The sequence below is a fragment of the Microbacterium sp. K35 genome (genome assembly GCF_004794375.1).
Classification (GTDB): domain Bacteria; phylum Actinomycetota; class Actinomycetes; order Actinomycetales; family Microbacteriaceae; genus Microbacterium; species Microbacterium sufflavum.
The window spans coordinates 1-12,261 of the sequence record NZ_SSDM01000243.1; the positions used below are offsets into that span (position 1 = coordinate 1).

The 12,261-nt window shown below is 72.8% G+C and carries 13 protein-coding genes; 7 read left to right on the top strand and 6 right to left on the bottom strand.

The features are described from left to right. On the top strand, nucleotides 1-248 hold a 248-nt coding region (locus tag DW299_RS19025; protein WP_168443107.1), incomplete at its 5' end, for a hypothetical protein. Between the two features lie 92 nt (nucleotides 249-340). On the opposite strand, the gene DW299_RS09355 is transcribed toward DW299_RS19025, so the two are convergent. Beyond that, a complete protein-coding gene (locus DW299_RS09355) occupies nucleotides 341-1,402 on the bottom strand; it encodes an alpha/beta fold hydrolase (protein ID WP_136036423.1) in 1,062 nt (353 codons plus the stop codon). Between the two features lie 73 nt (nucleotides 1,403-1,475). On the opposite strand from DW299_RS09355, the gene DW299_RS09360 reads away from it, so the two are divergent. Beyond that, the gene (locus DW299_RS09360) at nucleotides 1,476-2,129 is read left to right on the top strand and encodes a TetR family transcriptional regulator C-terminal domain-containing protein (RefSeq protein ID WP_136036424.1); all 654 of its coding nucleotides are present in this window, start codon (nucleotides 1,476-1,478) and stop codon (nucleotides 2,127-2,129) included. A gap of 58 nt (nucleotides 2,130-2,187) precedes the next feature. Here the strand turns inward: DW299_RS09360 and DW299_RS09365 are convergent, their stop codons facing one another. Continuing rightward, a complete protein-coding gene (locus DW299_RS09365; protein WP_136036425.1) occupies nucleotides 2,188-2,943 on the bottom strand; it encodes a winged helix DNA-binding protein in 756 nt (251 codons plus the stop codon). Nucleotides 2,944-3,085: 142 nt separating this feature from the next. Here DW299_RS09365 and DW299_RS19500 point away from each other — a divergent pair, with 142 nt between their 5' ends. After that, nucleotides 3,086-3,667 (top strand): MarR family winged helix-turn-helix transcriptional regulator, encoded by a 582-nt coding sequence (locus tag DW299_RS19500; RefSeq protein WP_240745364.1) that lies wholly within the window; start codon nucleotides 3,086-3,088, stop codon nucleotides 3,665-3,667. A gap of 96 nt (nucleotides 3,668-3,763) precedes the next feature. On the opposite strand, the gene DW299_RS09375 is transcribed toward DW299_RS19500, so the two are convergent. The 3 genes from DW299_RS09375 to DW299_RS09385 form a co-directional block, all read right to left on the bottom strand. Then, nucleotides 3,764-4,681: a cation diffusion facilitator family transporter gene (locus tag DW299_RS09375; protein ID WP_136036429.1), complete on the bottom strand. Its 918-nt coding sequence runs from the start codon at nucleotides 4,679-4,681 to the stop codon at nucleotides 3,764-3,766. 39 nt (nucleotides 4,682-4,720) lie between these two features. After that, on the bottom strand, nucleotides 4,721-6,127 hold the full coding sequence (locus tag DW299_RS09380) for an MFS transporter (RefSeq protein WP_136028722.1): 1,407 nt from the start codon (nucleotides 6,125-6,127) through the stop codon (nucleotides 4,721-4,723). Nucleotides 6,128-6,214: 87 nt separating this feature from the next. Then, nucleotides 6,215-6,724 carry a DUF3253 domain-containing protein gene (locus DW299_RS09385; protein WP_136036426.1) on the bottom strand — a complete coding sequence of 170 codons (510 nt, stop codon included), beginning with the start codon at nucleotides 6,722-6,724 and terminating at the stop codon, nucleotides 6,215-6,217. Between the two features lie 108 nt (nucleotides 6,725-6,832). Between DW299_RS09385 and DW299_RS09390 the strand changes: the two genes are divergently transcribed. Continuing rightward, complete coding sequence (locus tag DW299_RS09390) at nucleotides 6,833-7,408, top strand: ATP-dependent endonuclease (protein WP_136036427.1); 576 nt, start codon at nucleotides 6,833-6,835, stop codon at nucleotides 7,406-7,408. 54 nt (nucleotides 7,409-7,462) lie between these two features. Here DW299_RS09390 and DW299_RS09395 read toward each other — a convergent pair whose 3' ends face one another. Next, on the bottom strand, nucleotides 7,463-8,359 hold the full coding sequence (locus tag DW299_RS09395; RefSeq protein ID WP_136028719.1) for an Lrp/AsnC family transcriptional regulator: 897 nt from the start codon (nucleotides 8,357-8,359) through the stop codon (nucleotides 7,463-7,465). Nucleotides 8,360-8,578: 219 nt separating this feature from the next. Between DW299_RS09395 and DW299_RS09400 the strand changes: the two genes are divergently transcribed. The 3 genes from DW299_RS09400 to DW299_RS09410 all read left to right on the top strand — a co-directional run. Beyond that, entirely contained in the window at nucleotides 8,579-9,922 is a 1,344-nt protein-coding gene (locus DW299_RS09400) for an MFS transporter (protein WP_136028718.1), read from the top strand. 47 nt (nucleotides 9,923-9,969) lie between these two features. Beyond that, the gene (locus tag DW299_RS09405) at nucleotides 9,970-11,658 is read left to right on the top strand and encodes an amidohydrolase (RefSeq protein WP_136036428.1); all 1,689 of its coding nucleotides are present in this window, start codon (nucleotides 9,970-9,972) and stop codon (nucleotides 11,656-11,658) included. A 14-nt stretch (nucleotides 11,659-11,672) separates the two neighbouring features. After that, on the top strand, nucleotides 11,673-12,261 hold a 589-nt coding region (locus DW299_RS09410), incomplete at its 3' end, for a thiamine pyrophosphate-binding protein (RefSeq protein WP_275090584.1).

Genomic DNA, 12,261 nt, shown 5'->3' on the forward strand with positions numbered 1-12,261 from the left:
ATCGCGAGCGCCCGACGCCCGCGATCCTCGAGGGAGAGCCGCCCGCTGCGGCGGCCGACGACTGGTCGCAGCCGTCGCTCGCTCCGGAGGTGCCGGAGGGCGGCAGCTACCGCGTGCTCGCCGGCCTCATCTTCGTGTTCCTGTTCCTGCTGCTCGTCGCCGCCGTGGTCGCGCTCGTGGTCCTGGTGAACGCCGGGTTCCCGACCCTCGCCGACGCGGCGCCCGCGCTGACTCCGCTGCGGGTCTGACGCCGCAGCTCGGGGCTCGCCGGCGTCCGGCGCGAGCGGATCGGTCTCCCGGTCTGCGTGCGTCGCCCGCGATGTCGGTCGAGGGCCTGGAATCAGGCGCGGGCGGCGGACTCCGCGGTCGGATGTGAGGCGTGCGACGGCTCGGGGGTGGGGTGTGCGGCGTGAGCTGCCCCGGGGGTGGGGTGTGCGGCGTGCGTGGACTGCGCCGTGGGGCCCGGGGCGTGCGCGGGCTCTGCGTCATTTGTCACGTGCGACCGCGTCGGCGGCGTCGCTGCCGTGGCGGTGCCGAGGGCATCGACCGCGGGCAGCCCGCCCGTGACGAGAGCGACGACCGCGTCGAGGGTGGGGTCGGCCGAGAGCACCTTCGTGTGACCGAGGCCCACCGTGCGCAGCATCCGCGAGCGGCCGGGGTGCGCGGCGTGCAGGCGCAGGGCGTCACGGTCGGGCAGGCGGCGGTCGCCGCGGTCGTGCACCACGAGCAGTGCGGTGCCGTCGGGCAACGGGTGTCGTCCGGCGTCGAAGCGCTCGGCCGCCGCGGCCTCGTCGATCGCGAGGCGCCGGTGGAACCGCTCGCGGAGGTTCTGCGCGGTGGGCTCGTCGAGGCGCAGGTCGCTGGCGAACTGGGCGAGGAAGGCCTCGGGCGCCGCGGCGCCGGCGAGCACGGCGACCGCGGGCACCGGCACGGTCGTGCGGGCGGCGGTGAGGGCGCCCAGCGCGCCGAAGGAGTGACCGATCAGCGCCTCGAACGGGCCGTGCTCGGCCTGCAGTCGCTCGGCGACCGTCACCCAGTCGCGCACGTCGGTCGCGCGGCCGCCGGACGATCCGTGTGCCGGCCCGTCGAAGGCGAGCACGCGGAACCCCTCGGCCACCAGCTCGCGCACGAGCGGCGCGAACTGCGACGCCCGGCCGCGCCAGCCGTGCAGGAGCAGCACGGTGCGCGGCCCGCGACCCCACTCGTACGTGGTGACCTCGATGCCGCGCACCGTGACGGTGCCGCGGCGGGCGTCGCTGTGGGTCGGCGCATCGGCGGGGCGCACGCGCATGCGGGGCCCGGTGGTGAAGAACAGGCGGAGCGCCACGGCGCCCGCCAGCCGTGGCGAGACGCGGGCGAGCAGGGGGACGGTGCGGGCGAGCAGGACGGGCAGGGACGGCATCGTGACTCCTTCGCCGGAACAATACGAACGATCATACGTATACTAGGCGAACGATCGTTCGTATACTAGGGGGATGTCCGAGAGCCCGATCCTGGACGGCCGACGGGTACGGGGTGATGCCTCCCGCCGCGTCGTGCTCCACAGCGCCACGAACCTGGCGTCGGTCGAGGGTCTCGACGGCCTGACGATCGGTCGGCTCGCCGCGGCGTCCGGATCGAGCAAGAGCAGCATCGCCACGCTCTTCCGCAGCAAGGAGGGGTTGCAGCTCGCCACGATCGAAGCCGCCAGGGAGATCTTCCTCGCACGGATCGTCGAGCCCGCCCGTGCCGAGCCCCGCGGCGTGCGACGCCTCGCGGCGCTGCTGCGCCATTCGCTGCTCTATTCGAAGGACCGCGTGTTCACCGGAGGCTGCTTCTTCGCCGCGACCTCCGCCGACGTCGACTCCAAGACCGGGCCGGTGACCGACGCCGTGCGCGCGGCGCTGACCGACTGGCACGGGTACATCGAGGCCCAGCTGCGTCACGCCATCGCGGTCGGAGAGATCGCGGTCGACGACGTGGACGTGCTGGCGTTCGAACTCGTCGCGCTGAACGAGGAAGCCAACTCGCGCTCGCTGCTCCTCGACGACGAACGGCCCTATGCCCTCGCCGCGGCGGCGATGCGCGGACGCCTCCGTGCTGTCGGCGCCCCCGACGACGCCGTGGCGCTCCTCGACCTCGAGATGTAGAGCCCCGGCGCGCGACAGGGCGCCTTCCCAGACGGGAGGGCGCCCTGTGGTGCGGCGGTCAGGCGGCGCGACCGCGGCGGAACCCGGCGTCGTAGCCGCGCTCGAACGCGTGACGTGCGCGGCGCTCGCCCGGGTGGCCGTGACCGCACGGCCCCTCCGGCATCGCGTGGCCGTCGTGGCCGTGGCCGTGCCCACGGCTGTGGAAGCCGTGGCGGCCGTCGGCCTCGTGACGGTCGTCGAACGCGTGGCGTTCGCGTTCGCCGAAGCCGTTGCCGCCTTCGAACCCACGGGGACCGAAGCCCCGTGGACCGAAGCCGTGGCGACCGAAGCCGTGGTGGCCGAACGGGGCGCGGAAACCGTGACCGTGCCGGTGGCCCCGCGGGCCGCGGTGCGTGCGGGGGAGGGGCGTGCCCTCCTCCCACCCGAACGCGCGGGCGATGGCCTCGAGCGATGCGAGCGTCGTGGCGAGGTCGTCCGTGGGGACGGCGTCGACGACCTTGGCGCGGATGTCGTCGACCAGGGCGCCGAGGCGCTCCTTCGCGGCGCGGCCGTCGTCGGTGAGGGACCAGCCCTCGCCGTCGGTGACGACCCACCCGCGGTCGATCAGGCGGCGCAGCTTGTGCGCACGGAGCGGGCGTTCGCGCTCGACCGAGCCGTCGACGACGTTGAGCAGGCGCCAGTCGCGCCGGGTGATGCCCTCGTCGTCGAACGCGGCGGCGAACTCGGCCGCCATGAGGCGGTCGACGGCCTTGAGCCAGTAGCCGAAGGGGCGCGGCGGCTGCGGAGTCTCTGTGGTGTCTGTGGTGGTGTTCATGGGGTTGTCCTCTGTTCAGGGGCGGCTGGTGGGCCGCGGTGGTGGCCGGTGGATGTCAGGTGACATATCCATGTAATCCGGCATGTACATGTAGTGTGACATGCAGATCTAAAGCATGTCAAGTCGCATGTAAAATCGAGGTATGGCCACCCGTTCCCGCGACTCCGAACCGCACGACCCCGCCGAGGCGATCGCCCAGGCGCTGTCTCGTCTCCGCGGGCGTCGGCCCGGTCAGCGCGAGCACGGACCGCGCGGACGCGGCGGACCCCACGGCTGGCCCGGCGGAGGTCACGACGGCCCGCACGCCGACGGTGCCCACGAGCACTTCGGCCATCACCGCGGGCACCCCGGGATGCCGCCGTGGATGGCCGACCCCTCCGGACGCCTCGGCGGCCCCGCCCGCATGCGGATGCTCGAGGCGCTGGCCTCGGCGCCCGAACCGCTGAGCGTGAGCGCGCTCGGCCAGGCGATCGGCGTGGATCAGCCCCGCGCGTCGCGCCTCGTGCAGCAGGGCGTGCAGGGCGGCTTCGTGCGTCGTGAGGCCGACCCGGACGACGCGCGCCGCACCCGGATCGCGCTGACCGACGAGGGCCGCCGGCTCGCGCGTGGTCTGCGCGGGGAGAGGAGGGAGCTGCTCACCCAGGCGCTCGCGCCCTTCACCGACGACGAGCGCACCGAACTCGCGCGTCTGCTCACCAAGCTCGCCGACAACTGGCCGCGCTGACGCCGCGACGATTCCTGCTCCGCCGGTCTCGCTCCGCCGGCCTCGCGCCTCCGACCTCGCTCCGCGGGTCTCGCTCCGCGGGTCTCGCTCCGCGACTCAGGCGCGCGCGAAGTCGAGCGAGGGCTCGTCGTCCACCGAGAGCGACAGCACGACCGCCTCGATCGCGTCGTGCGCCTCGATCCGCCGCTCCACCTCGCGCAGCCGACGCGCCACGTCGTGCTCGCGCGCGTCGCCCGACAGGTCGACCTCGGCCACGAGGAACAGCCGGTTCGGCCCCACGTACTCGATGTGCAGGTAGGTCACCCGTTCGATGTCGTCCAGCCCCAGCAGCGCCGTGCCGACCCGCGAGCGCAGGGTGGGGGAGACGCTCGTGCCGACGAGGAATGCGATGTTGCGTCCGATCAGGATCACCGCGACCACCCCGAGCAGCACGCCCACCAGGATCGAGCCGATCGCGTCCCAGGCGGCCACGCCGGTGAGCTGGTGCAGCAGGATCGAGCCGCCCGCCAGGACCAGGCCGACGAGGGCCGCTGAGTCCTCGAAGAACACGGCGCGGAGGGTCGTGTCGCTCGTCTCCAGCACGAAGTCCCACGTGGAGCTGCCGCGCTCGCGCGCCAGGCGGCGGGAGCGGACCATCGCCTGCGTGAACGAGGCCCCCTCGAGCACGAACGCGATGCCGAGGACGACGTACGCGACGACCGGGCTCTCCACCGGCCCGGTGTCGGACAGCTCCTGGATGCCGTGCATGATCGACACGATCGAGCCCGCGGTGAAGATGCCGAACGCGGCGATCAGCGACCACACGAAGGCGTTGCGGCCGTAGCCGAGCGGATGCCGCGCGTCTTTGGTCTTCGCGCCGCGCCGGTCGGCGATCAGCAGGAACACCTCGTTGCCCGCGTCCGCCCAGGAGTGCGCGGCCTCGGCGACCATCGACGCGGACGAAGTGATGACCGCGGCCACCGTCTTCGCGATCGCGACGAGCACGTTGGCGAGGAAGGCGAGCAGCACGGTCACCCCGGTCACGCTACTCCTGCCCCGCGGGGCGGTCGCGTCCTAGCGCGGAGCCTTCACCGGCAGCAGCAGGAGGAACCCCGCGATCAGCACGATCACGATGCCGAGGATGCCGAACGCCGTCTGCGCGGTCAGGGCGATCAGCACGGTCCAGGCGGCAGAGGCCATCCAGCTCGCCGCCCGTCCCGTCGTCGCGTACAGGCCGAAGATCTCGCCCTCGCGGCCGGCCGGGGTGACGCGGGCCAGGAAGGACCGCGCGGCGGCCTGCGCCGGTCCGACGAACGCGCACAGGATGAGTCCGCCCACCCAGAACACGATCGCGCCGGCGTCGCGCAGCAGGAAGACCGCAAGCCCCGCGACGATCATGGCCGCGATCGAGCCGAGGATGATGCGCTTCGGGCCGAGGCGGTCGTCGAGTCGTCCGGCCAGGATCGTCGACACCCCCGCGACGAGGTTCGCCGCGATGCCGAACACGATGATGTCCTGCGTGCCGAACCGGAACACGGCCGTGCCGATGATCGCGCCGAACGCGAAGACGCCGCCCAGGCCGTCGCGGAACACCGCGCTGGCGAGCAGGTACCAGAAGGTCGAGCGGGTCTCCGGGTCGCGGTACAGCCCCACGACGTCCTGCACCAGCAGCAGGTACGACCGGAAGAAGCCGACCTTCCGCTCCGGGCGGCCGAGCGACGGTTCCGGCACGTTGAGGAAGATCGGGATGGCGAACACGATCGCCCAGACCGCGCAGCCGACCGCGATCAGGCGGTACGCGAGTCCGTTGTCGGTCGGCATCCCGAACCAGTCGAAGGTGTCGAGCACCACCACGATCACGAGTGCGATGATGCCGCCGAGGTACCCGAAGCCCCAGCCGAGGCCCGAGATGCGTCCGACGTTCTTGGGGTTCGCGATGCCGATCAGCATGGCGTTGGAGTTGACCGCTGCGATCTCGCCGAACACCGACCCCGCGGAAATCAGCGCCACGCCCACCCAGAACAGGGCGGGGACCGGCTCGACGAACCACAGCCCGAACATGCAGAGGATCAGTGCGCCCGTGCCGATGCCCAGCCACAGCTTCTGGCGTCCGGCGGCATCCGCCCGCTGACCGAGCACCGGGGCGAGCAGGAGGATGCCGAAGGCGGCGACCGTGAGGCCGAGACCCAGGCCGGACGCGAGGTCGGCCTCCGCGGCGATCCGTAGCGGGTCGTTCTCGTCGAGCGCGGCGACCTCGGGCGGCAGGAACGAGGGGCTGACGAGGTAGAGCGCCGTGAACACGAACGTGAGGATCACCGTGTTGAACGGCTGGGTCGCCCAGTCCCACAGGGCCCACGAGTACACCTGCTTCTTCGGGGCGGGGGTCTCGCCGCGCAGGTCGAGGCCGACCACGGCGACGGCTCCGCTGTTCGCGGTCGCTGCGGGCTCCGGTGCGCCGCTGCGGGATTCGGGTTCGCTCATGCTCGCAGTCTGGCGGGGCCCGGTGAACGCCCGGTGACGGCGCGCCGTGTCCCGCGCCGCACCCCGGCTCAACCCACTCCGCCCGGGTCAGAGGGCGGGGCCGCGGCGGATGCGCACCGGGCCGCGCGCGGAGGCGACGTCGACCGGCTCGCCCTTCTGGGTCACCACGACCTCGTCCCGGTCGGCGAGCGCGGCGGTCACGCGGCGCACCTCGTCCATCCGGTTGCGCCAGGCCTCCCCGCCGACGGCTCTGGCGACGTCGCTCGGGCAGATCGACGACCCCTCCCTCTTGCGGGTGAGGGTGCGGATGGCGGCCGCGATGCGCTCCGCGGACTCCTCGGGCGTCGGCTGCTCCCACCACGGGGCGCCGCGTTCGCCGAGGGCGGTCTTCGCATCGTGTACGCGGCGCCGCGCCTCGGGCTCCGCCGCCTTGACGGCGCGCCGCGCGGCCATCAGCTCGTCGACCAGCTCCTGGCGCAGCTTCTCCGGGATGGCCGGGTCGGTCGCCCGCCACCGGCGTCCGTTCACGACGATGTGGTGGCCATCGGGCGTGCGCTCCGGTGCCGTGGCCGCGTCCGGCTCGTCGGGGTGCTCCATGTCGGCAGTGTGCCGCGGCGGGCCCTCCAACGGCAGACCCTTGACGCGCGGCCATCCGCGTCGGGTGCGGTCGAAGCGCGACGGACACCGGGTGCGTAGGGTCGAGGGATGGCGGCGAGTGCGGGGCGAGGGGGCGGCACGGTCGTGCTGTTCGAGGGGGCGAGCGACCGGCTCGCGTTCCTCGCCGCGGCGCAGCGCCTCGGCGAGACGCTCGACGACCTCGACCTGGTCGACCTCGACGGCATCACGAACCTCCGTTCCCGGCTCGCGGCCCTCCGCGCGGTCGAGCCTGCCGTGCGGGTGCTCGGCCTCTACGACGCGGCGGAGGGCGCGTACGTGACCCGGGTCCTGCGCGACGACGGCGCGATCGACGCCACGGGCGTGCCCGCCGATGCGGGGTTCTTCGGCTGTGAGCGCGACCTCGAAGACGAGGTGATCCGTGCCGCCGGGGTTCCGTTGGTGGAGCAGGCGCTGGCGGCGCGGGGCGAGCTCGGGCGGTTCCGCGTTTTCCAGGGGCAGCCGGCGCAGCGGGGCAGGGTCGTGGAGGATCAGCTGCATCGCTTCGCCGGGACGGCCGCGGGCCGCAAGGCGCGGTTCGCCGCGGACATCGTCGGCCTGCTCCCGCTCGACCGGATGCCGCCCGCGCTGTCGGCCCTGCTCGACGCGGTCCGCCCCGCCGCCTGACCCGGGCTCGACGCGGTGCACGCCGCGTGACCCCCGACCCGGGCGACTTCGCGCTCACTCCGTGCGGAGCGGGCGGAGCGTGCGGGCGTAGTCCTCCTTGAGCACCGCGAGGTGGAGCCAGGCCTCGATCCGGGTCACCCCGGGCAGCGCGCGCAGGCGCTCCAGGCTCGCGTACAGGGCGCCGGCCGAGGGCTCAACGAGTGTCGCGACCGCGTCGAAGCGGCCGAGCGTGCGGGCGGCGAAGTCGACACCGCGACCGCGGCGCAGCTCCTCGATCACGGCCTCGTCGTCGTCGCCGAGGGTCATGCCCACGCCCATCGACAGCTGCCGGTGCGCGAGGCCGCGTGCCTCGACCGCGCTGATCTTGATGACGCCCGCGTCGATGAGCCGCTGCACCCGGGTCGCGACGGCGCTGGGGGAGAGGCGCACCTCTTCGCCGAGCGCGCGGAAGCTCATGCGGCCATCGGCCTGCAGGTGCTCCACGAGGGCTTCGTCGATCGCGTCGAGCGTGACCCCGCCGTGGTACTCCGACACGAAGAACCCCTTGATCACGGTCGAGTAGATGATGGTGTTGATGTCGAGCACGCCCGCGCTGCCGCGGATGCGGGCGAGCAGGTCGTGCAGTTCCGACATCGACCCGACGCGCACCTCGGTCACGATGTCGTGCGCGCCGCCGACGGCCGACACGAGCACGGTCTCGCTCATGTCGCGCAGGTGCTCGGCCACGACCTCGACGGCGCCGTCGGTGCGGATCGACACGTGCGCGAGGACGTGCTGGCCGAGGAAGACCGGGTCCACCGCGGCGACCACGCGCACGGTGCGGTCGGCCAGCAGCGTGCGCAGTCGTGCGGCCACCGCGGCCCTGGACTGCCCGAGCCGCTCGGCCAGGGCGCGGATGCTCGCGCGCCCGTCCTCCTGGAGCGCGCGGATGAGTTCGGCGTCGAAATCCATGGCTGCGTCCCGATCCGTCAGTTTCCCCGGTCTGCACGACGACGCGCGCAGAACCTCAGCGTAACCCCGTGTGCGACCGGCGGGAAGGCCCGCTTTGCGCGCCCAAGAGACCAGAAGTCCAGTGAATCCCCGTTCTCGCTGGAGTTCTGCCCTTGCCGCCGGGTCGTCGCGTCCCTAGCATCGATCGCTATCCGACACCATCCGCGAAGGAGCGGGTCCATGACCACCACCCCCACCCCCCGAAGCGGCGTCCACAGCCGCGCACGCCGCGCCGGCATCGCCGCCTTCGTCGGCACCACGATCGAGTGGTACGACTTCTACGTCTACGCCACGGCCGCCGCCCTCGTCTTCGGCCCGCTGTTCTTCCCGAGCGACGACCCCCTTGCCGAGACCGCCGCGGCGTTCGCGACGTTCGCGGTCGCGTTCCTCGTCCGTCCCCTCGGCGGCATCGTCTTCGGCCACATCGGCGACAAGCTCGGCCGCCGGGTCTCGCTCGTCATCACCCTGCTGCTGATGGGCGCCGCGACCGTCCTCGTCGGCTGCCTCCCCACCTACGAGAACATCGGCATCCTCGCGCCGATCCTCCTGATCCTGCTGCGCGCCATCCAGGGCCTCGCGGTCGGTGGCGAGTGGGGTGGCGCCGTGCTCATGAGCGTCGAGCACGCCCCGGAGAAGTCGAAGACGTTCTACGGCGGCTTCACCCAGCTCGGCAACCCCGCCGGTGCGCTGCTCGCCTCGGGCATCTTCGCGATCATGGCCCGCGGTGGCGACACGTTCATCATCGACGGCGGCTGGCGCATCCCGTTCCTGCTGTCGATCGTGCTGATCGCCGTCGGCCTGTGGGTCCGCTACCGCGTGGAGGAGTCGCCGGTCTTCGAGGAGAAGATCGAGGGCCGCAAGCAGTCCATGCCCCTCGCCTTCGCGCTGCGCGTCAACTGGAAGCCGATCCTGCTCGGCATCGGCATCCTGCCCATCTCCACGGGCGGCTACTACCTGGCCACGACCTTCGCCACCGCCTACGCGACCGGCGAGCCCATCGCGATCAGCGAGCAGGTGATCCTCGACGCCATGACGATCGCCTCGTTCGTGGAGTTCGTGGTCACGCTGCCGGTCGCCTGGCTCGGCGACAAGTGGGGCCGCAAGAACGTGATGTACATCGGCCTGATCACCTCGGTGCTGACGTTCGCGCCGTTCCTGCTGGTGATGCCGGGACGGGTCGAGCCGCTCATCTTCCTGCTCGCCTCGCTGGTGCGCATCGCGATGAGCGCGACCTACGCCCCGATCGCCGCGATCCTCGCGCAGATGTTCCGCCCGCAGGCGCGGTATACCTCGATCGCCCTCTCCTACGGCGTGGGCGCCGCGATCTGGGCCGGCTTCTCGCCCTGGTTCGCGACGCAGCTGATCGCCTGGACCGGCAGCGTCTGGTCGGTGATCGCGATGTTCGTCGGCATGGCCGTGATCGCCGGGATCTGCACGCGCCTCGCGCCGCAGCACTCCGACGAGGCACCGGTCACGGCCTCGTTCACCGCCCGGACCGACACCACGGCGAACCGCCTGCCCTGATCGGCTCCGCTCCCCACCCGCACGACCCCACCGCGAACAGGCTCCTCATGCGCAAGCTCACCCCCTTCGACCGCTCGGCCCAGGCCGCCCCCGCCCTCGTCACCGCCCGCGCCATCCACACCGCGGACCCGGCGGACACCACCGCGACCGCGATGCTCACCGACCGGGGGCGCATCGTCGCCCTCGGCACGGTCGCGGAGTGCGAGGACGTGGCGGCCAGGGCCGGGCTGACCCCGGAGCGCGTCGAGCTCGGCGACGCGGTCGTGGTGCCCGGGTTCGTCGACGCGCACGCGCACCCGCTCATGTTCGGGCAGATGATGACGTGGGTGGACTGCGGGCCGGAGAAGGCGGGCAGCATCCCCGAGATCGTCGCCCTGCTGAAGGCCGCGGCGGCCGGGCTCCCCGCCGGTCGCCCGGTGCGCGGCTACGGCTACGAGCAGCGCAACCTCGCCGAGAAGCGCCACCCCACCCGGTTCGAGCTCGACGAGGTCGCGTCCGACCGGGAGGTGTACCTCATGAACGCCTCGGGTCACGGCGGCGTCGTGAACTCGTACACGCTCGACATCAACGGCGTGGACCGCGACACCCCGAACCCGGACGGCGGCGAGTTCTTCCGCGACGCCGACGGCGAGCTCACCGGGGAGCTGTCCGACGCGGCGTGCAACATCCTGACGGGCGTGCACGGGGTGAAGATCGGCCACCACGGCCCGAACTTCCACCTGGCCGATGAGCCGGAGGAGCACCTGCGGCAGCTCGACGCAGCGACGCAGCGGTTCCTCGCGGGCGGTGTCACCTCGATCGGCGACTGCCAGGTCACGCGCCGCGAGTTCGACATGTACCTGCGGCTCGCGGAGGCCGGGCGGCTCGAGCTGCGCGTGTCGATGTACCTGCTGTCGCATCTGCTCGACGAGGCGCTCGAGATGGGGCTCGTCGGACAGTTCGGCAACGCGCACCTGAGCTTCGCCGGCATCAAGTTCTACGCCGACGGCACCCTCGGCGGCTGGACCGCGTACTTCCCCGACGGCTACGTGGGCGACCCGTGCCGCACGGGCCAGCTGTACCACGAGCCCGCCGACTACGCCGAGCTGATCCGCAAGGCGCACGCCGCGGGGCTCCAGACGGCGACGCACGCGCAGTCGCCCACCGCGATCGAGATGGTCGTGTCGGCGATCGAGGCCGCGCTCGCCGAACGTCCCGATGCGGACGCCCGGCACCGCATCGAGCACTGCGGCCTGCCCACGCCCGAGCAGATCGCGCGCATGGCGACCGCCGGCATCCGTCCCGTCAACCAGACCCAGCACTACTTCAACTGGGGCGAGGGCGTGGAGGAGGCCATCGGCACCCCGGGCGAGCGGTTCAACCCGCTCGGCGAGTTCGAGCGGGCGGGCGTGCCCATGACGATCTCCTCCGACGCCCCGGTCGCCGAGCCGATCCCGCTGGAGGCCATCCAGACGGCGGTCACCCGCGTCACCCGCCGCGGCCACCGACTCGGGCCCGACGACCTGCGCATCTCCGCGCTCGCCGCACTGCGCGCCCACACGATCGAGGGGGCCGTGTCGATCGGGCGGGAAGACGACCTTGGCTCGCTGGAAGTGGGCAAGCTCGCCGACTTCGCGGTGCTCTCGGACGACCCGCTGGCCGTGCCCGCCGAGGAGATCGCGGCCATCGAGGTGCGCGAGACCTGGGTCGACGGCGTGCGCCGCCACGTCGCCGCCCGCACCACGGCCGCCGTCTGAACGAGGATACGAGCATGAGCGCCGACGCGAACCCCACCGCCCCGTACGCCGACACGGCGGGCCGCGCGGTGCTGGAGACCATCCGCGGCTACGGGGTGACGGCGGTGTTCGGCATCCCCGGCACGCACAACCTGGAGCTGTACCGCCCCCTGGCCGACCTCGGCATCCGCGCCGTCACCAACCGGCACGAGCAGGGCTCCGGCTACGGCGCCGACGGCTGGGCGCAGCAGACCGGGCTCCCCGGCGTCGTGATCACCACGTCGGGCCCCGGGCTGCAGAACGCCCTGAGCGCGATCGGCACCGCGTTCTGCGAGTCGCGTCCGCTGATCGTGCTGTCGCCCGGGGTGCCGCTCGGCGCGGAGTTCGCCGACGTGGGCACCCTGCACGAGACGAAGGACGCCACGGCCATGGTCGGCGCGATCGCGGAGTGGTCGCGCCGGGTGACCACGGCGGCCGAGGGGGTGGAGGCCGTGCACGACGCCTTCCACCTCTTCCGCACCGGGCGCCCGCGCCCCGTGCACATCGAGATCCCGCTCGACGTGCTGGAGGCCCCGGCCGACGTGCCCGCCGCCGCCCGGGCGCCCCGTCCGATGCCCGAGCGGC

Bases quoted from the DNA above. Each gene is read 5' to 3' on its own strand.
- DW299_RS09365 (WP_136036425.1), bottom strand. From the start codon at position 2,943: ATGAACACCACCACAGACACCACAGAGACTCCGCAGCCGCCGCGCCCC.
- DW299_RS09385 (WP_136036426.1), bottom strand. From the start codon at position 6,724: ATGGAGCACCCCGACGAGCCGGACGCGGCCACGGCACCGGAGCGCACG.
- DW299_RS09400 (WP_136028718.1), top strand. From the start codon at position 8,579: ATGACCACCACCCCCACCCCCCGAAGCGGCGTCCACAGCCGCGCACGC.
- DW299_RS09405 (WP_136036428.1), top strand. From the start codon at position 9,970: ATGCGCAAGCTCACCCCCTTCGACCGCTCGGCCCAGGCCGCCCCCGCC.
- DW299_RS09390 (WP_136036427.1), top strand. From the start codon at position 6,833: ATGGCGGCGAGTGCGGGGCGAGGGGGCGGCACGGTCGTGCTGTTCGAG.
- DW299_RS09355 (WP_136036423.1), bottom strand. From the start codon at position 1,402: ATGCCGTCCCTGCCCGTCCTGCTCGCCCGCACCGTCCCCCTGCTCGCC.
- DW299_RS09360 (WP_136036424.1), top strand. From the start codon at position 1,476: ATGTCCGAGAGCCCGATCCTGGACGGCCGACGGGTACGGGGTGATGCC.
- DW299_RS09395 (WP_136028719.1), bottom strand. From the start codon at position 8,359: ATGGATTTCGACGCCGAACTCATCCGCGCGCTCCAGGAGGACGGGCGC.
- DW299_RS19500 (WP_240745364.1), top strand. From the start codon at position 3,086: ATGGCCACCCGTTCCCGCGACTCCGAACCGCACGACCCCGCCGAGGCG.
- DW299_RS09380 (WP_136028722.1), bottom strand. From the start codon at position 6,127: ATGAGCGAACCCGAATCCCGCAGCGGCGCACCGGAGCCCGCAGCGACC.